The organism is Ottowia sp. SB7-C50 (assembly GCF_033110285.1).
In the GTDB taxonomy this organism is placed as follows: Bacteria; Pseudomonadota; Gammaproteobacteria; order Burkholderiales; family Burkholderiaceae_C; genus Ottowia.
This window is the reverse complement of sequence record NZ_CP136995.1, coordinates 35,712-54,364: the sequence shown is the minus strand read 5'-3', so window position 1 is coordinate 54,364 and position 18,653 is coordinate 35,712. Positions and strand designations below refer to the sequence as shown.

Annotated in this window: 18 protein-coding genes and 2 pseudogenes; 18 read left to right on the top strand and 2 right to left on the bottom strand. The window is 68.0% G+C overall.

All coding sequences use genetic code 11. The annotated features are described in order from the left end of the window. The first annotated feature begins 73 nt into the window (after positions 1–73). The 18 genes and pseudogenes from R0D99_RS00255 to R0D99_RS00170 all read left to right on the top strand — a co-directional run bounded on the left by R0D99_RS00255 (position 74) and on the right by R0D99_RS00170 (position 15,752). Entirely contained in the window at positions 74–322 is a 249-nt protein-coding gene (locus R0D99_RS00255; protein WP_317749433.1) for a type II toxin-antitoxin system Phd/YefM family antitoxin, read from the top strand. Then, positions 322–753 carry a type II toxin-antitoxin system VapC family toxin gene (locus R0D99_RS00250; protein WP_317749432.1) on the top strand — a complete coding sequence of 144 codons (432 nt, stop codon included), beginning with the start codon at positions 322–324 and terminating at the stop codon, positions 751–753. Before R0D99_RS00255 ends, R0D99_RS00250 begins: the two co-directional genes overlap by 1 nt. Then, positions 750–2,735 carry a tRNA uridine-5-carboxymethylaminomethyl(34) synthesis enzyme MnmG gene (mnmG, locus tag R0D99_RS00245; protein ID WP_317749431.1) on the top strand — a complete coding sequence of 662 codons (1,986 nt, stop codon included), beginning with the start codon at positions 750–752 and terminating at the stop codon, positions 2,733–2,735. Before R0D99_RS00250 ends, mnmG begins: the two co-directional genes overlap by 4 nt. Then, positions 2,732–3,376: pseudogene (rsmG, locus tag R0D99_RS00240) on the top strand (16S rRNA (guanine(527)-N(7))-methyltransferase RsmG); the annotation flags it as partial. The gene mnmG and the pseudogene rsmG, both read left to right, overlap by 4 nt. A 143-nt stretch (positions 3,377–3,519) precedes the next feature. Beyond that, entirely contained in the window at positions 3,520–3,816 is a 297-nt protein-coding gene (locus R0D99_RS00235; protein WP_317749430.1) for a hypothetical protein, read from the top strand. A 13-nt stretch (positions 3,817–3,829) separates the two neighbouring features. Next, a complete protein-coding gene (locus R0D99_RS00230) occupies positions 3,830–4,444 on the top strand; it encodes a LysE family translocator (RefSeq protein WP_317749429.1) in 615 nt (204 codons plus the stop codon). A gap of 31 nt (positions 4,445–4,475) precedes the next feature. Next, positions 4,476–5,261: an AAA family ATPase gene (locus R0D99_RS00225; protein WP_317749428.1), complete on the top strand. Its 786-nt coding sequence runs from the start codon at positions 4,476–4,478 to the stop codon at positions 5,259–5,261. A gap of 59 nt (positions 5,262–5,320) precedes the next feature. After that, the gene (locus tag R0D99_RS00220) at positions 5,321–6,445 is read left to right on the top strand and encodes an acyltransferase family protein (protein WP_317749427.1); all 1,125 of its coding nucleotides are present in this window, start codon (positions 5,321–5,323) and stop codon (positions 6,443–6,445) included. Then, on the top strand, positions 6,442–6,993 hold the full coding sequence (locus R0D99_RS00215; RefSeq protein ID WP_416365952.1) for an RBBP9/YdeN family alpha/beta hydrolase: 552 nt from the start codon (positions 6,442–6,444) through the stop codon (positions 6,991–6,993). Before R0D99_RS00220 ends, R0D99_RS00215 begins: the two co-directional genes overlap by 4 nt. Then, positions 6,990–7,454, top strand: coding sequence for a FosX/FosE/FosI family fosfomycin resistance hydrolase (gene fosX, locus R0D99_RS00210; protein WP_317749425.1), 465 nt, complete (start codon positions 6,990–6,992; stop codon positions 7,452–7,454). Before R0D99_RS00215 ends, fosX begins: the two co-directional genes overlap by 4 nt. 125 nt (positions 7,455–7,579) lie before the next feature. Next, entirely contained in the window at positions 7,580–8,155 is a 576-nt protein-coding gene (locus R0D99_RS00205; protein WP_317749424.1) for a cysteine hydrolase family protein, read from the top strand. A 6-nt stretch (positions 8,156–8,161) separates the two neighbouring features. Next, positions 8,162–9,148, top strand: a complete 987-nt coding sequence (locus R0D99_RS00200) for a ParB/RepB/Spo0J family partition protein (protein WP_317749423.1) — start codon at positions 8,162–8,164, stop codon at positions 9,146–9,148. 18 nt (positions 9,149–9,166) lie between these two features. Further along, on the top strand, positions 9,167–9,325 hold the full coding sequence (locus tag R0D99_RS00195) for a hypothetical protein (RefSeq protein ID WP_317749422.1): 159 nt from the start codon (positions 9,167–9,169) through the stop codon (positions 9,323–9,325). Between the two features lie 33 nt (positions 9,326–9,358). Next, complete coding sequence (locus R0D99_RS00190; RefSeq protein WP_317749421.1) at positions 9,359–10,111, top strand: methyltransferase domain-containing protein; 753 nt, start codon at positions 9,359–9,361, stop codon at positions 10,109–10,111. 207 nt (positions 10,112–10,318) lie between these two features. Further along, the gene (locus tag R0D99_RS00185; protein ID WP_317749420.1) at positions 10,319–12,832 is read left to right on the top strand and encodes a peptidoglycan-binding domain-containing protein; all 2,514 of its coding nucleotides are present in this window, start codon (positions 10,319–10,321) and stop codon (positions 12,830–12,832) included. 193 nt (positions 12,833–13,025) lie between these two features. Beyond that, positions 13,026–13,925, top strand: coding sequence for a CsgG/HfaB family protein (locus R0D99_RS00180; protein WP_317749419.1), 900 nt, complete (start codon positions 13,026–13,028; stop codon positions 13,923–13,925). A gap of 298 nt (positions 13,926–14,223) precedes the next feature. Then, positions 14,224–15,234, top strand: coding sequence for a hypothetical protein (locus tag R0D99_RS00175; RefSeq protein ID WP_317749418.1), 1,011 nt, complete (start codon positions 14,224–14,226; stop codon positions 15,232–15,234). Between the two features lie 152 nt (positions 15,235–15,386). Next, complete coding sequence (locus R0D99_RS00170) at positions 15,387–15,752, top strand: peptidoglycan-binding domain-containing protein (RefSeq protein ID WP_317749417.1); 366 nt, start codon at positions 15,387–15,389, stop codon at positions 15,750–15,752. Between the two features lie 388 nt (positions 15,753–16,140). On the opposite strand, the gene R0D99_RS00165 is transcribed toward R0D99_RS00170, so the two are convergent. Both R0D99_RS00165 and R0D99_RS00160 read right to left on the bottom strand, forming a co-directional pair. Further along, the gene (locus R0D99_RS00165; protein WP_317749416.1) at positions 16,141–17,568 is read right to left on the bottom strand and encodes an FAD-binding oxidoreductase; all 1,428 of its coding nucleotides are present in this window, start codon (positions 17,566–17,568) and stop codon (positions 16,141–16,143) included. A gap of 191 nt (positions 17,569–17,759) precedes the next feature. Continuing rightward, positions 17,760–18,465, bottom strand: a pseudogene (locus tag R0D99_RS00160) (IclR family transcriptional regulator domain-containing protein). Between the last annotated feature and the right edge of the window lie 188 nt (positions 18,466–18,653).

Sequence of the window (18,653 nt, the reverse complement as noted above, 5' to 3'; positions counted from 1 at the left end):
AAAGACTTGCAACCTACGCCAGCACGCGCGGACCGAATCGGCTAAAATGTACAAAATTCTGGAGTTTGTACAAATGCAGATCGTGTCCGTGACCGAATTCCGCGCCCGCGCCGCCGAGATGGTCGACCGCGTGCAGAAGGGCGAAACCGTGCGCATCCTGCGGCATGGCAAGCCGGTGGCGGAGCTGAATCCCGTCAAGCCGACCCCCGACGAGGCAACGGTGCCGGTGTGGAAACAGCCTTTCAAGCCGCTGAATATCCAGCGCCCCGACGGCAAGACAGGCGCGCAACTCATCATTGAAGAACGTGAGAGCGGCTGGTGATGCGCGTGCTGTTTGATACATCGGCGCTGTACAAGCGCTACGACACCGAGCCCGGCCATGACCGCGTGATGGCCATCAGCGACGGGGCCGACGAGATTGTGGTGGCGCCGCATTGCAAGGCAGAAATTGCCTCGGCCTTGAACCGGCAGCGCCACGATGGCCAATTGACTCTGGCGGACTACACCCGCATCTTCGCCGTGGTGCAGCGCGACTTTGGCGGCTTCACCGCGCAGGCCTTTGGGCCGGCGGTTGAGATGCTGGCGATTGCGGCCATGGAGTCGGCGCGCTTGCGCGCCATGGATGCGCTGCACATCGCCACGGCCCAGCAGGCGCAAGTGGATTTGTTTGTGACGGCCGACCGACGCCAGGCCTCCGTGGCGCGCGCGGTGGGGCTGAAGACCGAGCTGATTGGGGAGCCAGACGCATCATGATGTATCCCCAGACTTTCGACGTCATCGTCGTCGGCGGCGGCCACGCCGGCACCGAGGCTGCCCTGGCCGCCGCGCGCATGGGCGCGGCGACGCTGCTGCTCACGCACAACATCGAGACGCTGGGCGCGATGAGCTGCAACCCCAGCATCGGCGGCATCGGCAAGGGCCACCTGGTGAAGGAGGTGGACGCGCTGGGCGGCGCCATGGCGCTGGCCACCGACGAGGGCGGCATTCAGTTTCGCATTCTCAACAGCAGCAAGGGTCCGGCCGTGCGCGCCACCCGCGCGCAGGCCGACCGCGTGCTGTACAAGGCCGCCATCCGGCGCCGGCTGGAGAACCAGCCGAACCTGTGGCTGTTCCAGCAGGCGGTGGACGACCTGATGATTGAGGGCGAGCGCGTAGTGGGTGCCGTGACTCAGGTGGGCATCGCATTTCGAGGCCGCACCGTGGTGCTGACGGCGGGCACGTTTCTGGACGGGCGCATCCACGTGGGGCTGGACAATTACCAGGCGGGGCGGGCGGGCGATCCGCCGGCGGTGTCGCTCTCGGCACGGCTGAAAGAACTCAAGCTGCCGCAAGGCCGCTTGAAAACCGGTACGCCGCCGCGCATCGACGGGCGCAGCATCGACTTTTCGGCCTGCGAGGAGCAACCGGGCGACGGCATGCCGGGCGGGCAGAACTCGCACATGCCCGTGTTCAGCTTCATGGGGCGGGCCGCCATGCACCCGCGGCAGGTGTCGTGCTGGGTCACGCACACCAATGCGCGCACTCACGAGATCATCCGCTCGGGCTTTGACCGCAGCCCCATGTTCACCGGCAAGATCGAGGGCGTGGGGCCGCGCTATTGCCCCAGCGTAGAAGACAAGATCAACCGCTTTGCCGACAAGGAAAGCCACCAGATCTTCCTGGAGCCGGAAGGGCTGGACACGCATGAGGTGTACCCCAACGGCATCTCCACCAGCCTGCCGTTTGACATCCAGCTGGCGCTGGTTCGGTCGATGAAGGGCTTGGAAAACGCCCACATCCTGCGGCCCGGCTACGCCATCGAATACGACTACTTCGACCCGCGCGCCCTGAAAAGCAGTTTTGAGACACGCGACGTGAAGGGCCTGTTCTTCGCCGGCCAAGTCAACGGCACCACGGGCTACGAAGAAGCCGCCGCGCAGGGGCTGTTCGCCGGCATCAACGCGGCGCTGCAGTGCCGCCAGCTTGACGGCCGCACCGACGACTTCGGTGGATCGTGGCTGCCGCGCCGCGACGAAGCCTACCTGGGCGTGCTGGTCGACGACCTCATCACCAAGGGCGTGACCGAGCCCTACCGGATGTTCACCAGCCGCGCCGAGTACCGCCTGCAACTGCGTGAAGACAACGCCGACATGCGCCTGACCGAAACGGGCAGGGCGCTGGGCTTGGTGGACGACGCGCGCTGGGACGCGTTCAGCCGCAAGCGTGACGCTGTTTCACGTGAAACAGAACGGCTGAAATCGACTTGGGTGAACCCGCGCAACCTGCCGGCGGCGGAGTCCGAGCGTGTACTGGGCAAGGCCATCGAGCATGAGCACAACCTGTTTGACTTGCTGCGCCGGCCGGAAGTGAGCTACGACACGCTGATGAGTCTGGCCGATGGCAGGCATGCCAGCACGGATGTTTCACGTGAAACACTCGGCGATCTGAGCGGCGCCGTGATTGAGCAGGTGGAAATTGCCGCCAAATATTCCGGCTACATCGACCGCCAGCGCGACGAGGTACAGCGCGCCGCCTATTACGAAAGCCTGCGTCTGCCGCCAGAACTGGATTACCTGCAAATCCCGGCTCTGTCCATCGAGGTGCGGCAAAAGCTGCAAAAGCACCGTCCCGACACGCTCGGCCAGGCCGGCCGCATCAGTGGGGTGACGCCGGCGGCCATCTCGCTGCTGCTGATCCACCTGAAGAAGGGCGGCTTCAAGGGATTTGCCTCCGCACCGCAGGCTGAGCCGGCATGACCGCGCACCCCTTGCGTGGCCGCCTGGTGGCAGGGGCGCAGGCGCTCGGTCTGTCGCTCACCGATGCGCAAGTCCAGCAGTTGCTGGGCCATCTGGACTTGCTCGGAAAGTGGAACAAGGTGTACAACCTGACGGCGGTGCGCGACCCGGCCGAGATGCTGACCCACCACCTGCTCGACAGCCTCGCCGTGATCGCGCCGCTGCGCCGCCACACCCAAGGCAGGGCGACCCGCCTGCTCGACGTCGGGTCGGGCGGTGGTTTGCCCGGTGTCGTCATCGCCATCTGTTGTCCGGAAGTTGAGGTGACGTGTGTCGATGCGGTCGCCAAGAAGGCCGCGTTCATCCAGCAGGCGGCGGGATCGCTGGGGCTGGCCCATCTTCACGGACGGCATGGGCGGGTGGAGGCGGTTGTTGACAAGTTCGACGTCATCACCTCGCGCGCCTTCGCCACCTTGGGCGACTTCACCGCGTGGTCGCAAGGTGCGCTGGCCGACGGTGGTGTCTGGGCGGCGATGAAGGGCAAGCATCCCGAAGACGAAATGGCCGCGCTGCCGCCCGCCATCGATGTGTTTCACGTGGAACAACTCACCGTACCCGACCTGGATGCCGATCGCTGCCTGATCTGGATGCGCGTGTGCGCCCCCCCACTGACATGGCCAACGAGCGCTTCTTTCAGTCGCCTGCCTTCCGCGTGGCCCTGCGCAGCGGCCTCTGGGCCGGTCCGGTGCTGGCGCTGCTGTGGCCCGTGTTCGTGCGTATGCAGTCTGGTGTCTGGCCCGCATCGATGGTGGCGTTGACGCTGGCGATGCTCAGCTTGGGCACGCTGGTGGGGGTGGTGGCGGCGCTCACGCTGATGCTTCCGGCGCTCAGTTTTCTGACCCTGCGGCCGGGCGCGGGGCTGCGGGTTATCGCTGCCGGCGTCGGCGGGCTGATTTGCTTGACGCTGGTGTCGCTTTTCGGCCTTTTCTCGGGCGCAGAACGCCTGGGGGCACAGTGGCCGCTGGGCTTGCTTCTTACAATCGTCGGAGCCGCCTGCGGCTACCTCGGGTCGTTCGCCGTGCGCCGCGCGCCCTCCACTTGAACACGGCTGAACCATGCCCGCCATCACCGACTACCCCGCCTTCGTCGCCGCCATCGTCCTGTTCCTGGCCATTCCGGGGCCGGGCAACCTGGCCATCATTTCCAGCACGGCGCAGGGGCGCGTGCGCGGCGGGCTGGCGTCCACCTTCGGCATCATTGCGGGCGACCAGATTCTGCTGTGGTGCGCGGTGGCGGGGGTGGCGGCGCTGCTCAAGGCGTACCCGGCGGCGTTCACGGCGGTGCAGTGGCTGGGTGCGGCGTACCTGGCCTATCTGGGCGTGCGCATGCTGTTGGCCAAGCCGGGGCAGGGCGCGGTGCTGCAGCTCAAGCCGCGCCACTTCTTCAAGCAGTCGTTCTTCATCACGCTGCTCAACCCCAAGGCCATCGTGTTCTACATGGCCTTCTTCCCGCTGTTCATCGACCCGAAGCAGCAACCCGGCCTGGCCACTTTTGCCGCCATGGCGGTGACCATCGCCGTGCTGACTTTCCTCTACGGCCTGGTTGCCACGCTGCTGGCGCATTACCTGGCCGAACGCGTGCGCGCCAGCCCGCGCATGTCTGGCATGCTCAGCAAGCTGGCGGGCGCGTGCCTGCTCGGCTTCGGCGTCAAGCTGGCGATCAGCAAGTAATCCTATTCACGTCAGCACTCACTTACGCGACATGGCCCAAATTTATTGCATCGCCAACCAGAAAGGCGGCGTCGGCAAAACGACCACCACCGTCAACCTAGCCGCCGGGTTGGCCAAGATCGGCCAGCGCGTGCTGATGGTCGACCTGGACCCGCAAGGCAACGCCACCATGGGCTCGGGCGTGGACAAGCGCGCCATGGAACTCAGCGTGTACGACGTGCTGCTGGAATCGGCCAGCATCGCCGAAGCCGCCACCGTGCCCGACAAGCTGAAGGAAGCCGGTGCGCCGTACGCCGTGCTGGGCGCCAACCGCGAACTGGCCGGCGCCGAGGTCGAACTGGTGGGCGAAGAACGCCGCGAGCGCCGCCTGAAGGATGCGCTGGCCCCGGTCCAGGCCGACTACGACTTCGTGCTGATCGACTGCCCCCCGTCCTTGAGCATGCTGACGCTCAACGGCCTGTGCGCCGCGCAGGGCGTGATCGTGCCCATGCAGTGCGAATACTTCGCGCTCGAAGGGCTGGCCGACCTGGCCAACACCATCAAGCAGGTGCACGCGCACCTGAACCGCGACCTGCGCCTGATCGGCCTGCTGCGCGTCATGTTCGACCCGCGCATCACGCTGCAGCAGCAGGTCAGCGACCAGCTCAAGGCGCACTACGGCAACAAGGTGTTCGACACCCTCATCCCGCGCAACGTGCGGCTGGCCGAGGCGCCCAGCTACGGCTTGCCGGGGGTGGTGTTCGACCCGTCGGCCAAGGGCAGCAAGGCCTTCCTGGCCTTTGCCGAGGAAATGGTGGCGCGCGGCATGCGCGACTGAGATTCTCGGTCAAAAGCCGGCCTTGCCCTTGCTGTGAAAGCGCTAACAGCTATAAAAACATGAGCAACACGCCCGCCGACCCCAGCCGCGCCGAGCCCTGGATCGACTGGGGCAAGGCGCTGGCGTCGCAACTCATCGTCTGGCATCACCTCGTGCACTACGGCCCGCTGGCAGCGCGGGCGCGGCAGGCGCTGCCGCTGGTGGCGGACTGGCTCGACCAGCGCGCGCTGCTGGCGGTGCAGGTGTTTCTGGTCATGGCCGGCTACCTGGCGGCGCGCAGCCTGTGGCCCCAACCCGGCCAGCCGCGCGTGACGCTGACCGACTGGCCGCGTCGCGTGGGCCAGCGCTGGCAGCGGTTGATGCCGCTGTACCTGGCCGCGCTGGCCCTGGCGCTGGCCTGCGCGGCGCTGGCGCGGCAGGGCATGGCCGACGCCGACACGCCCGCCGCGCCCACCGTGGCACAACTGCTGGCGCACCTGTTCCTGCTGCAGGACGTGCTGGAACAGCCCGCACTAAGCGCCGGCGTCTGGTACGTGGCCATCGACTTTCAGCTGTTTGCGCTGCTGGCCGCGCTGGCCGGCGTGGCGGCGCTGTGGCGACAGCCTGCTGCGGGTGGCGAGGGCCTTGACGGGGCTGCCCGCTGGCGCGTGGCCGGCAGCGTCGGCCTGCTGGTGGCGCTGGCGCTGGCGTCGATTGCACTGTTCAACCGCGCGCCGGGCGGCGACGCCTGGGCCACGTACTTCATCGGCGCCTATGGGTTGGGCGTACTGGCCGCGTGGGGCGCGCGCGACGGGCAGCGTGTGCGCTGGTGTGCGCTGATCGTGGCGCTGGGCGTGGCCGGCCTATGGCTGCAATGGCGCGACCGGCTGGCGCTGGCACTGGTTGTTGCGCTGGTGCTGCTGTGGCAGCCGGGGCGCGCGTGGCTGGCGGCGCTGCGCTCGGCGCGCACAGTGGCGTGGCTGGCCAGCGTGTCGTACGCGCTGTTTCTGGTGCATTACCCGGTCAGCCTGCTGGTCAACGCCGCGTTCGAGCGCTGGCTGCCGCATGGCGCGGGCACGGCCGTGCTGGGCCTGGGCGTGGCCTGGCTGGCCAGCCTGGGCGCGGCCTGGGCGCTGTGGCAGGGCGTGGAGCAACGCGCCTGGCGCCTGCCGCGCCGCGCCGTGACCAGGCTGAAAACCCAATGAATCTGATGAACCGCCCCGTCCTGATCCTGCCCGGCTGGCAGAACAGCGGCCCCGCGCATTGGCAAAGCCGCTGGGAGCAGCTTTACGGCTACCAACGCGTGCAGCAGCACGACTGGATGCGCCCGCTGCGCGGCGACTGGACGGCGCGGCTCGAAGAGGTGGTGCTGGCGCAGGACGGCCCGGTGCTGCTGGCCGCGCACAGCCTGGGCTGCCTGCTGACCGCGTGGTGGGCCGCGCATTCGCGCCACGCCGGGCGCGTGGCCGGTGCGCTGCTGGTGGCGCCGCCCGACATCGAGCGCGACGACAACCGCCAGCAGATTCCCGGCTGGGCGCCGCCCGCGCGCCAGCGCCTGCCGTTTCGCAGCATCGTCGTGGCCAGCAGCGACGACCCCTTCGGCAGCCTCGAATCGGCCAGCCGCCTGGCGGCCGACTGGGGCAGCGACTTCGTCAGCCAGGGCGCGCGCGGTCACATCAACGCCGAATCCGGCCTGGGCGACTGGTACGAGGGGCATGACCTGTTGCGCTCGCTGCAGGCTCGGGCGCCATGAGCATCCGCGCGCTCAGCCACCTGACCTTCATCGTGCGCGACCTTGACCGCGCCGCGCGCTTCTTCTGCGACGGCCTGGGCGCGCGCGAGGTGTATGACAGCGCCGGCCGCAACTTTTCGCTCTCGCGCGAGAAATTCTTCGACCTGAACGGCCTGTGGCTGGTCGCCATGCACGGTGAGCCGCCGGCCGAGCGCAGCTACCGCCACGTCGCCTTCGCGGTCACCGAGGCCGAACTGCCGCAGTACGAGGCGCGGCTGCGCGCCATCGGGGCCGAGATCCGTCCGCCGCGCCCGCGCGTGGCCGGCGAGGGGCAGTCGCTGTACTTCCACGACTTCGACAACCACCTGTTCGAGTTGCACACCGGCACACTCGATGAGCGCCTAGGAGTCTGCGCGGCAGAAGGCGTCGAAGCGAAACGTGCGAAAAACGAGGACAGCGTGGTGATACCGACAAGCCCATAGCTGGGCTATGGGTGCCGGAGGTAGCGCCGCGATGGACCGTTTTCTCGCGCGTTGCAGCCGACGCTCCTTCTGCCGCGCAGACTCCTAGCGCGCTATGGTTCGGCATCGCCGATTCAAGGACCGCCATGAAACCCGCCCTGCTCATCATCGACCTGCAACAGGCCCTGTGCGAAGGCCCCGACGCTGCCTTCGATGGCCCGGCCGTCATCGACCGCATCAACGCGCTGGCGGTGGCCGCCCGGGCGGCGGACGCGCCGGTGATCTGGGTGCAGCACGAGGACGACGGCACGCTGCGCCACAACACGCGCGGCTGGCAACTGGCCGACGGGCTGCACGCGCAGCCCGCCGACCTGCGCCTGCGCAAGACCACGCCCGACGCCTTTCACCGCACCGGGCTCGCGGCGCAGCTGCAGCAGCACGGCGCCGACACGCTGATCGTGTGCGGCATGCACACCGAATTCTGTGTCGACACCACCTGCCGGCGCGCGCTGGCGCTGGGCTGGCCGGTGCTGCTGGCGCAGGACGCGCACACCTCGGCCGGCAACGCGGTGCTGTCGCCGCAGCAGGTCATTGCCCACCACAACGCGACGCTGACGAACATCGCCAGCTTCGGCCCGCGCGTGCAGACCTGGCCCACCGACGCGCTGATCGCGGCGCTGGCAGGCCGCCTGAAGCCGCAGGGCATGGCGGGCAGGCAATAATCCGCCATGGTCACCAAGAAACCCAAGGGCCTGGGGCGCGGCCTTGACGCGCTGCTCGGCCCCAGCCTGTCGCCCGGCGCGGCCGACGACGCGCAAGCCGCCACGCCGGCGGGCACGCCCATGATGATGTCGCTGGCCGACCTGCGGCCCGGCCAGTACCAGCCGCGCACGCGCATGGACGAAGGCGCGCTGTACGAGCTGGCCGAAAGCATCAAGTCGCAGGGCATCATGCAGCCCATCCTGGTGCGGCGCTTGACATCCGGCAAGGGCCTTGCGCGCTCTGGTGCTGCGGATGGCGCTATTGATAGCGGAGCAAATTACGAAATCATCGCCGGCGAGCGCCGCTTTCGCGCGGCGCGCCTGGCCGGCCTGACCGAAGTGCCGGTGCTGCTGCGCGACGTGCCCGACGAGGCCGCCGCCGCCATGGCGCTGATCGAGAACATCCAGCGCGAAGACCTGAACCCGCTGGAAGAGGCGCAGGGCATCCAGCGCCTGATCGGCGAATTCGGCCTGACGCACGAGCAGGCCGCGCAGGCCGTGGGCCGCAGCCGCAGCGCCGCCAGCAACCTGCTGCGCCTGCTGCAGCTGACCGAGCCGGTGCAGACCATGCTGATGGCCGGCGACATCGACATGGGCCACGCGCGCGCCCTGCTGGGACTGGAGGGCGCGGCGCAGATCACCGCCGCCAACCAGGTCACCTCACGCAAGATGTCGGTGCGCGAGGCCGAGGCGCTGGTCAAGCGCCTGGGTGCCGAATTCAACCTGACGGCGCCGCGCAAGCCGGCGCAGGGCGGCTCCGACAAGCCGGGCGACGTGCGCCGCGTCGAAGAAGAACTGTCCGACCTGCTGACAGCGCAGGTCGAGGTGCGCGTGAAAAAGCGCGCCAAGCGCGCCGGGCGCATGGAACAGACCGGCGAAGTGGCGATCCAGTTCGGCTCGCTGGACGAGTTGAACGGCCTGATCGAGCGGCTGCGCGCCCTCGGCGGCGCCTGAACAAGCGCCGCCCGCGTGATGAATCCGAAAGCCTTGCCCTTGAAGCTGCTGCGTGTCCTCGTCATTCCCGCACAGGCGGGAATCCACGCTGGCACAGGCAGCGGCCGTCTCTGGATTCCCGCCTGCGCGGGAATGACGGATTTGGGTTTTTCAGGTCGCTGGATTTCCAGCCGTTAAGCTGCCGGCTTTTTCCGCCCGCCACCGCCCACCATGCGCCTGAAGAATCCACGAGCCACGCGTCCGCCCGGCCTGCGCACGCTGGCCGCCCGGCTGGCGCGCCAGGGCGGCGGCGGCAACGCCGGCCCCGCGCTGGCCGTGCGGGCCGCCCGTGCCAGCGTCGACCGCGTGCGCCGCGCCATGGACCTGGCGGTGTCGCGGTCGCCGCAATCGCTGTTTCTGCGCGAGCTGGTGGCCCAGCCGGCGGCCATGGGCGCGCTGTGCGCCAGCTCGCCCCGGCTGGCGCAGCGCATGGCGTCGTGGGTCGATCCGGCGGCGCCGGGGCTGGTGGTGGAGCTGGGTGGCGGCACCGGCGTCATCACCGCCGCGCTGCTGGCGCGCGGCGTGGCACCGCAGCGGCTGGTGGTGGTCGAGCAGTCGGCCGCGCTGGCCGCGCACCTGGCGCGCCGCTTTCCGCAGGTGCATGTGGTGCATGGCGACGCTGCCGAGCTGCCGCGCCTGGCCGAATCGCCCGCCTGGCCGCGCGGCGAGGGCGGTGCGCCGCTGGCGGTGCGCTGCATCGTGTCGGGCCTGCCGCTGCTGTCGATCCCGCTGCCGGTGCGCCAGCGCATCCTGCACGCCGGCGCGCAGGTGCTGGCGCCCGGTGGGCGCCTGCTGCAATTCACCTACGCCATGCGCGGGCCGTCGCTGTGGCAGGCGGCTGGCCTGGTCGGGCAGGCGCGCGAACGCGTGCTGGCCAACCTGCCGCCGGCGCGCATCGATGTGCTGGGGCACCAGGCGAGATAAGCGTCTTTTAGGCCCTGAGCGCAGGCCTGTCCAGCGCAGGATGCTATCAATAGTGTAGTTTTTCGGGTTTGCAGGCGGCGCTCGGCGCTCCCGCACGCCGCCGCTGGAGTGCGCCGCGCACGCGAGCCAGTCACCAGCGGTTACCATTTGTACATGGGCCGCACGCTTGCGGCTGGCCGGCGCCCGAAGCGCGAGGAAATTGCTGCCATGAAAAAGTCTTTGACCCCTCCAGACCGCGCGCGTCCCCTGCGCCGCGGCGCATTGCTGGGCGGTGGCCTGCTGCTGGCCGGCGCTGCACACGCGGGCATGGTGACCGACGCGCACGGCAACGTCGGCTACGACAGCGCGGCCGAATGCGATGCGGCGGTGCAGGCGGGCAGCGCACGCTTTTACCAGCCGGTCACCACGCGGCCGCCGGCGCGCCAGAAGGGCGAAGCCGCGGTGCGCACCATCGCCCTGCGCGAACTGGCCAGCGCCACGGCGCAGGCGGCGGGCCTGCGCTACAGTGCCGCCGACTACGCGCGCGGCGCGTGCGACTTAGGGATTCGCCACGTCAAGGGCCGCCCGGACATCACGCCCGAGCTGGTCGGCAAGTGGGTGCCGTTCAGCCCCGACATGCGGCTCAACCTGTACAGCGACGCCGCCGGCCAGCCGCTGCGCGTGACCATGGCGCAGTGCGACAACGGTTTTTCAGGCCATCTGCCGCGCCCCGTGCCGCCCGCGCCCAGCGTGGCCGTGCAGGTGGTGGCGCCGCAGCCGTCGCCCAACCAGTGCTTTGCCAACATCCTGCATCCGGCGCGCTTTGAAACGCGCAGCGAGCAGGTGCTGATCGCCCCCGCCACGCGCCGCGAAGAAGTGGTGCCCGCCACCTGGCGCGCCGTCACCGAGCAGGTGCTGGTGCAGCCCGAGACGCGCCGCCAGGTGGCCGTGCCGGCCGAGCTGGGCAGCGTGACCGAGAACGTGGTGCTGCGCCCCGCCGGCACGCGCGACGAACCGGTGGCGCCCACGTTCAGGACCACCACCGAACAGCTGCAGACCAAGGCGCCGTCCACCCGCGTCGAGGTGCTGCCGCCGGTGTACCGGACCGAGATGCGCCGCGTGGTCGACGTGCCCGAGCACACCGTGCAGCGCGTGGTGCCGGCCGTCTACAAGGAGGTCGAGGAGACGGTGCAGGTCAGCCCCGCCACCACCCGCACCGAAGCCGTGCCGACGCGCTACCGCACCGAGGTCGAGCGCGTGCTGGTGCGCCCCGAGGTCGTGCAGTACGTGCCGGTGCGCCTGCCCACGCGCCCGGTGGCCGAGCAGCGCCTGCGCGCCGACGCCACCACCCGCGTCGAGCCGGTGGCGCCCGTGATGCAGACGGTGGTCGAGCCGGTCGAGGTGCGCCCGGCCACGGTGCGCAAGGTCGAGGTGCCGGCCGCGTACGAAATCGTCACCGAGCAGGTCAAGATCAGCGAGCCCTACCGCGAATGGCGGCGTGGCCGCGCCTGGGTGGGCCAGGCCATCGAGGTGGTGCCGCTGCGCGGGTTCATCGTCGACCCGGCGGGCCAGTTCAAGGGCTACAACGTGGCCGGCCGCACGCTGGTGCCGGCGGCCAGCGGCGGCGCCTCGCGCGGCATCGTCGACATCGGCGCCACGCCGGCCGACAACAGCCAGTTTGAAGACGACGTGTGGTGCCTGGTCGAAGTGCCGGCGCAGTACCAGACCGTGCAACGCAAGGTGCTGAAGGCGCCCGCCACCACCAGCGACGTCGCCGTGCCGGCCGAATACAGGAACGTCACGCGCCAGGTGGTGCTGCGCGAGGCCACGCAGCGCGTGGTGCCGGTGCCGGCCGTCTACCACAGCGTCTATCGGCAAGAAGTGGACTTCGAGCGCGCCCGCGCGCTGGGCTACCAGTTCGATGCCAGCGGCGAACTGGTGGCCACGCCCAGCGGCCAGCGGCTGGTGCGCGCGGCGGCGGTGGCCAGCCAGCCCGGCGTGCAGATCGACCGCGCCCTGGGGCCGGACAGCTGGGTGCGCGAAGTGCGCATCCCGGCCGAATACCGCAATGTCACCCGCTACGTGCCCGAGCAGCCGGCCGGCGTGCGCGTGGTCGACGTGCCGGCGGCGGTGCGCACCATCAAGCGCCGCGTCGAAGTGCAACCCGCCCGCACCGAAACCGTGCTGGTGCCCGCCACCTACAAGACCGTGCCCACGCAGGTGCTGGTGCGCGCCGAAACTACCCGCGCCGTGCCCGAGCCGGGCGAATACCAGGCCGTCACCCGCTACGAGCTGGACCAGCCCGCCAGCCTGCGCCAGGTCGCCGTGCCCGCGCTGGTGCAGCCGATGCAGCGGCCGGTCGTGACGCGCGCCGCCGGCGTGCGCGACGAAGTCGTGCCCGCCGTCTACCGCACCGAAACGCGCCAGGTCATCGACCAGCCCGCCAGCACGCGCTGGGTCGACGTGCCCGCGCAGTACGAGACGCTGACCTGGCAGGTCAAGGTGGCCGAAGCGCGCGAAGAGCGGCGCGAAGTCATGTGCGAGACCAACACGCACCCCGACAAGATCCGCGACGTGCAGCGCGCGCTGCAGGCGGCCGGTTTCGGCCCCGCCGCCGCCGACGGCGTGCTGGCCGCGCCCACGCTGGACGCCGTGGCGCGCTACCAGCAGGCGCGCGGCCTGCCGGTGCACGGCTACCTCGACGTCGACACCGTGCGCGCTTTGGGCGTGGCACCAAACTGACGCCATTTGCTATCTGTTTTATAGCGTAATCCGCAATACAGGCAAGCGCTGAAACCATTTTTGGTGGTGCGCGGCGGCGCAATCCATCGCGCAGAGGATGGATTGGTCATCGACAAGTCGTATCATCTTGTATCGACCGGTCCAATCGCTGCGCGCCGCAGCGGGACGCGAATCTTCACTGGAGTGGATCAAGATGCAGAAAAATAAATGGGCCGTGCTGGCGGCCGCGGGCGTCGCCGTGCTGCTGGCGGGCTGCGAAACCACCAACATGAAAATGGGCAGCCAGGACGCCAAGACCGTGGCCACCGGCGCCGCCGGCGGCGCCAGCGCGTCGGGCGAAAACACCCAGCTGGAGAAATGCGCGTCGCCCCTGGGCACCGTGTCGCTGGTCGAAAACGAACACGCCGGCTGGTACACCATCCTGCGCAACGAATACCGCCTGCCGCCCACCGCCAACCTGCTGCGCCTGCTGATCCAGCAGTCCAACTGCTTCGTGGTGGTCGAGCGCGGCGCCGCCGGCATGCGCGCCATGAACCGCGAGCGCGAGCTGATGGGCTCGGGCCAGATGCGCGGCGGCAGCAACTTCGGCGGCGGGCAGATGGTCGCGTCGGACTACGGCATGTCGCCCGAGATCATCTTCAGCGAAGGCAACACCGGCGGCATCGGTGGCGCGCTGGGCGGCCTGATCGGTGGCCGTGGCGGCGGCCTGCTGGGCGCTGTGGCAGCCGGCACCAAGACGCGCGAGGCGTCCACCATGCTGACGCTGGTCGACAACCGCTCGGGCGTGCAGGTCGCGGCGTCGGAAGGCAGCGCCTCCAAGACCGACTTCGGCGGCATGGGCGCGCTGTTCGGCGGCGTGGCCGGCGGCGGCCTGGGCGGCTACCAGAACACACCGCAGGGCAAGGTCATCACCGCCGCCTTCATGGACGCCTACAACCAGATGGTGCGCGCCGTGCGCAACTACCGCGCCCAGCGCGTGCAGGGCCAGGGCCTGGGCGGCGGCGGCCGGCTCGGCGTGGACGGCGGCGCCGCACCATCGCAGACCTACACCCCCGAGAACGCGCCCCGGTCCAACACGCGCCGCCGCCGTTGAACGGCCGCTGACGCGGTCGGCCGAGACGTGACCTGCGCTAACGCTCGTCGCACTGCCCTGGTTTCATGCCCCAATACCGGTTCGGCTGCTTGTCCATGCTCTCGAACCCGGAAAGCGGGAGATAGGCCACCCGCGTGCTCACCCCACAGGTGCCAGCGCACGGCTTAATCGTCCGAGTGCTTAGCCGACTGTGTCCCCAGGGCACGAGACGTTGGGCACGGCATACATGAAGGGCAGGATTTAGCGCCCACTGATTTGCCGGGCTTGCTAGTGCAAAGGCCAAAAGAAGTCTATAAAGATGGCTCTCACTCGATTGAACACCAGCGCGCGCCATCTTACCAGAGGGGGCGCAGCAGTGATTGCTATGGTAAATGCGCTCGTTAGTTCGAATGCAATCGCAAGCGATTTGTCAGACGGCCGGTTAGCTCAGCGTATGCTGGATGGTCTTGTGTCCAGCAGGGTTGGCGCTTCTGCAGATGTGGATGTATTGAGCCAAAGCGGCGCATCAGGCTTGCCAGCATCCTATCCAAATATCCAAAAGCTTAGCGGAATTCTAAGTTCGTCCCGCAGCGTCGATCAAAAGAAGGCCGCAGCAAAATTGTTGGGTCAGCAATATACAAAATCCCGAGATTTCGGAATAAAGAACTTCGCCCGCAATTCATTGCTGAAGTCGCTTGAGGCAAATGAAAATCGCGAGGTTCAAGAGGCTATTGTGCTGGTCTATTCGAGGCTTGATTATTTTGATGATTCGTTGAGTGTTTTATCAAATGCGCACAGGAAAAATATTATAGATGACGACCGGTACTATGGCGACATGGCGCACTTGTCCGTTATTGCTCCGGCCGAGGCCAGGTCTATTATTTTTGATAAAATCCTGAAATCCGAAAATAGATTTAGCGCAGCAATCATAGCAAGCTATGCGAGCGCGAATCCTTATTTCGTTGATGGGAACAGCGTAAAACTGTTGGAGGCCATACTTGGCAAGAGTGAACCTGTTTTTGATGAAACCAGATCAAGCGTCGGCGCGTTGCAACTGGCTCAGTATGCGACCTGGATGAAGGCGAGTGCCAATGTGAGCGCGGTTGAAACGGGTCAGCCAGCCATGCACTATATTGAGCAGCAGTTAATGAAGGATGGTCAGGATCCCAGAAAAATTCTCGCATGGATCATGGATATGAATGCGTCGGAGCAAAATCAACTTAACTCGAACCCGGCCTTTAAGCGCAAATTGAAAGATGTTATTTCGGCAGAGCGGATAAAATATCCGCATAATGAGTTTTATTCAGAGGCGGCAGCGCGGTTGAAGTGACATGCTGCAGATGTATAATGCGTTTTGAATCGTGGAATCATGTTGTGCTGACTGCTTGTTAGTGCTACTTTCGCATCCGATATATATCCTGCCGCAGTATGCGGCCGTGCCGACTTGCGCACTGCGCCGCGCCCGCTCCACCTGAGGATCGCATGAAGTTTCAACACGCCGCCCCCTTGCTGGCCGCCGTCTGGCTGGCTGCCTGCTCGACCCCCGAACCGGCCCGTCCTGACGCCGCGCCCAAGCTCCCGCCCGCGCCAGCGGCCGTCGTGCCTGCACCGGCCCCCGCCGTCACGCCCCCGCCGGCGCCCGCCCGGCCTGCGTCGCTGCCGCCCATGCAGGTGCGCACCATGCGCGACGTGCAGCAGCGGCTGCAGGACCTGGGCTACGACCCCGGCTCCGTCGACGGCGTGGCCGGCGCGCGCACCCAGGCGGCGCTGGCTGCCTTCCAGAAAGATCGCGGCCTGCGGCCCACCGGGCGCATGGATTCGGTTACGCGCGAGGCGCTGGGGAAATAAAGGGCATCCCCCTGAGCGGCTGGCGCCGCTTCCCCCTTCTTTGCCGCGCTGCGCGCGGGAAGGGGGACAACGCCAGCGGGCGGGCCAAGCCCTTCCGCGGCGTTCCGCGCTTGGCCTGCTCCGCGGCCGTTCGATTTGGGTTGATGCGCTATGCTAACAATAGCGAGAGGCGCTTGATTGGCGCGGGCGCGGAGCTAAAAAGGCTTGATTAATGCGCTGGCTTAGTGCGCCAAAACAGATCAAGCGGCCGGACGCAGAGGACCCAGAAGAAGACCAAGAAAAATTCTTGGGGCTGTTTTTTTTGCGTCCTTCGCGAATCCTTTGCGTACTTCGCGTCCGGTCTTCGGTTTTCAACGCGCGCACGCCCAAGCGCTCATCGCGCCAAGCGTCACACGGCAAACACCTTCCCCGGGTTCATGATGTTGTCCGGGTCCAGCGCCTGCTTGATGGTGCGCATCATGGCCACGGCGCCGGCGCCGGCTTCGTGCAGCAGGAAGTCCATCTTGTGCAGGCCGATGCCGTGTTCGCCGGTGCAGGTGCCGCCCAGCGCCAGGGCGCGGGTGACGAGGCGGTGGTTCAGCGCTTCGGCGCGCGCGCGTTCGTCGGCGTCGTCGGGGTCGATCAGGTAGCCGACGTGGAAGTTGCCGTCGCCCACGTGGCCGACCAGGAAGTAGGGGATGCCGCTTTCCTCGGCCTCCTGCACGCTGTCCAGCAGCGCGTCGGCCAGGCGGCTGATGGGCACGCAGGTGTCGGTGGTGATGCAGCGGCAGCCCGGGCGGCTCTGCACGGCGGCAAAGTAAGCGTTGTGCCGCGCCGTCCACAGGCGCGTGCGTTCCTCGGGCGTGTCGGCCCATTCGAAGTCGTCGCCGTGGTGGTCGCGCGCGATGTCCTGCACCGTCTCGGCCTGCTCCTTGACGCTGGCCGGTGAGCCGTGGAATTCCATCAGCAGCAGCGGCTCTTCGCGCAGGGTCAGCTTGCTGTGCGCGTTGACGGCGCGCACGCTGTGGGCGTCGATCAGTTCCACGCGCGCGATCGGCACGCCCAGCTGGATGGTCTGAATCACGGTGTTGACCGCGTCGGCAATGGTCGGAAAGCTGCAGATCGCCGCCGACACCGCCTCGGGCAGCGGGTAGATGCGCAGCGTGACTTCGGTGATGACGCCCAGCGTGCCTTCGCTGCCCACGAACAGGCGCGTCAGGTCGTAGCCGGCGCTGCTCTTGCGCGCGCGGGTGCCGGTGCGGATCACTTCGCCGCTGGCGGTGACGACTTCCAGCGCCAGCACGTTTTCGCGCATGGTGCCGTAGCGCACGGCGTTGGTGCCGCTGGCGCGCGTGGCCGTCATGCCGCCCAAGCTGGCGTCGGCGCCGGGGTCGATGGGGAAGAACAGGCCGGTGCTCTTGATCTCGTCGTTCAGCTGCTTGCGCGTCACGCCCGGCTGCACGGTGACGGTCAGGTCTTCGGCGTTGACGCTCAGCACGCGGTTCATGCGCGACACATCCAGGCTGATGCCGCCCTGCACGGCCAGCAGATGGCCTTCAAGCGACGAGCCGACGCCGTACGGAATCACCGGCACCTGGTGCGCGGCGCACAGCTTCACGGCGTCCTGCACGTCCTGCGTGCTTTCAGCAAACACCACGCCGGCCGGCGGCGGCACGGTGGTAAAGGCCGACTCGTCGCGCCCGTGTTGCTCGCGTACCGCCATGGCTTCGGAAAAGCCCGCGCCAAAGCGCTCTTTCAGCGCCGCCATCAGCGCAGGCGGCGCGGGGCGCGGCTTGATCTCGGGCGTGACGTGGGCGAGCGGGGTGGGGGCGTTCATGGGCGGAATCTCCTGCGCGTGTGGTGCGCATCGATCAGCCAGTGTAAGGGCATCGCTGGTTCTGCGCAGTTCGATGGTTGCTTCAAAAATAATAGCTGTCGGCGCTTATTTGGCAAGCGCTGGCGGCTCATTTTTGATGTGCACGGTGTTGAATATGCCGTGGCGCGATGCGTCCGCTGGACCCCCGCGGCTCAGATCAGCTCGCGCATCGCCTGCGCCGTCTCGCGCAGCACAGGCAGGGTGCGGGCCACGGCGTCGTCGCCCTTCTCGCGGCCGATCGGCATGGTGATGCTGAGCGCGCCCACCACGCTGCCGTGGCGTTCGCGCAGCGGCACGGCGACGCCGCGCGAATTCAGGTCCAGCTGCTGCTCCGACAAGGCCCAGCCCTGGTTGCGGATGCGCAGGAATTCGGCCCACAGCACGTCGGTGCTGGCAATGGTGTGCGGCGTGAAGACCATCGGCCGGTGCGTGGCCAGCCAGTGCTGCGCCTCGGCGTCGGGCCGCAGCGCCAGCAGCAGCATGCCGGCGGCCGTCACCTGCGCCGGCGCGCGGGCGCCCAGCACGTAGCCGGTGTTCATGTTGCGGTTGGGGCCGTTGCGGGCGATGAACACGATGTCGTCGCCATCCAGCACGCTCAGGTAGGCGGTTTCGGCGGTGCCGGTGGTCACGCGCTGCAAGAAGGGTTGCACGATGCGCGGCAGCCGGGCCGATTCGAGATACGCCTGCCCCAGCCGCAGCACGCGCGGCGTGAGCCAGAACAGCTTGCCGTCGCCCCCCCACGAAGCCCAGGTGCTGCAGCGTGAGCAGGTAGCGCCGCGCCGCCGTGCGCGCCAGGCCGGCGCGCTTGCCGACTTCGGCCGCCGTCATGCGCGGGTGCGCTTCGTCGAACACCTGCATCAGCGCCAGGCCTCGTTCCAGCCCCGCGATCCAGTCGCGTGGCTGCAGCGTGGGGGGCGCCGAGGGCGTCGGGCGCCGGTGACGCGGAGGGTGAAGGCTTGGACATGAACGCGCTCCGTGACGAAAGCGGCGCCGCGCGCGCTGCGGGCGGCACTCGGTGTAAACCCTAGGTGCGATCGATCTTCGCA

Bases quoted from the DNA above. Each gene is read 5' to 3' on its own strand.
- R0D99_RS00225 (WP_317749428.1), top strand. From the start codon at position 4,476: ATGGCCCAAATTTATTGCATCGCCAACCAGAAAGGCGGCGTCGGCAAA.
- R0D99_RS00165 (WP_317749416.1), bottom strand. From the start codon at position 17,568: ATGAACGCCCCCACCCCGCTCGCCCACGTCACGCCCGAGATCAAGCCG.
- R0D99_RS00180 (WP_317749419.1), top strand. From the start codon at position 13,026: ATGCAGAAAAATAAATGGGCCGTGCTGGCGGCCGCGGGCGTCGCCGTG.
- R0D99_RS00170 (WP_317749417.1), top strand. From the start codon at position 15,387: ATGAAGTTTCAACACGCCGCCCCCTTGCTGGCCGCCGTCTGGCTGGCT.
- R0D99_RS00230 (WP_317749429.1), top strand. From the start codon at position 3,830: ATGCCCGCCATCACCGACTACCCCGCCTTCGTCGCCGCCATCGTCCTG.
- R0D99_RS00195 (WP_317749422.1), top strand. From the start codon at position 9,167: ATGAATCCGAAAGCCTTGCCCTTGAAGCTGCTGCGTGTCCTCGTCATT.
- R0D99_RS00185 (WP_317749420.1), top strand. From the start codon at position 10,319: ATGAAAAAGTCTTTGACCCCTCCAGACCGCGCGCGTCCCCTGCGCCGC.
- R0D99_RS00255 (WP_317749433.1), top strand. From the start codon at position 74: ATGCAGATCGTGTCCGTGACCGAATTCCGCGCCCGCGCCGCCGAGATG.
- fosX (WP_317749425.1), top strand. From the start codon at position 6,990: ATGAGCATCCGCGCGCTCAGCCACCTGACCTTCATCGTGCGCGACCTT.
- R0D99_RS00220 (WP_317749427.1), top strand. From the start codon at position 5,321: ATGAGCAACACGCCCGCCGACCCCAGCCGCGCCGAGCCCTGGATCGAC.
- R0D99_RS00250 (WP_317749432.1), top strand. From the start codon at position 322: ATGCGCGTGCTGTTTGATACATCGGCGCTGTACAAGCGCTACGACACC.
- R0D99_RS00200 (WP_317749423.1), top strand. From the start codon at position 8,162: ATGGTCACCAAGAAACCCAAGGGCCTGGGGCGCGGCCTTGACGCGCTG.
- R0D99_RS00175 (WP_317749418.1), top strand. From the start codon at position 14,224: ATGGCTCTCACTCGATTGAACACCAGCGCGCGCCATCTTACCAGAGGG.
- R0D99_RS00205 (WP_317749424.1), top strand. From the start codon at position 7,580: ATGAAACCCGCCCTGCTCATCATCGACCTGCAACAGGCCCTGTGCGAA.
- R0D99_RS00215 (WP_416365952.1), top strand. From the start codon at position 6,442: ATGAATCTGATGAACCGCCCCGTCCTGATCCTGCCCGGCTGGCAGAAC.
- mnmG (WP_317749431.1), top strand. From the start codon at position 750: ATGATGTATCCCCAGACTTTCGACGTCATCGTCGTCGGCGGCGGCCAC.
- R0D99_RS00190 (WP_317749421.1), top strand. From the start codon at position 9,359: ATGCGCCTGAAGAATCCACGAGCCACGCGTCCGCCCGGCCTGCGCACG.
- R0D99_RS00235 (WP_317749430.1), top strand. From the start codon at position 3,520: ATGGTGGCGTTGACGCTGGCGATGCTCAGCTTGGGCACGCTGGTGGGG.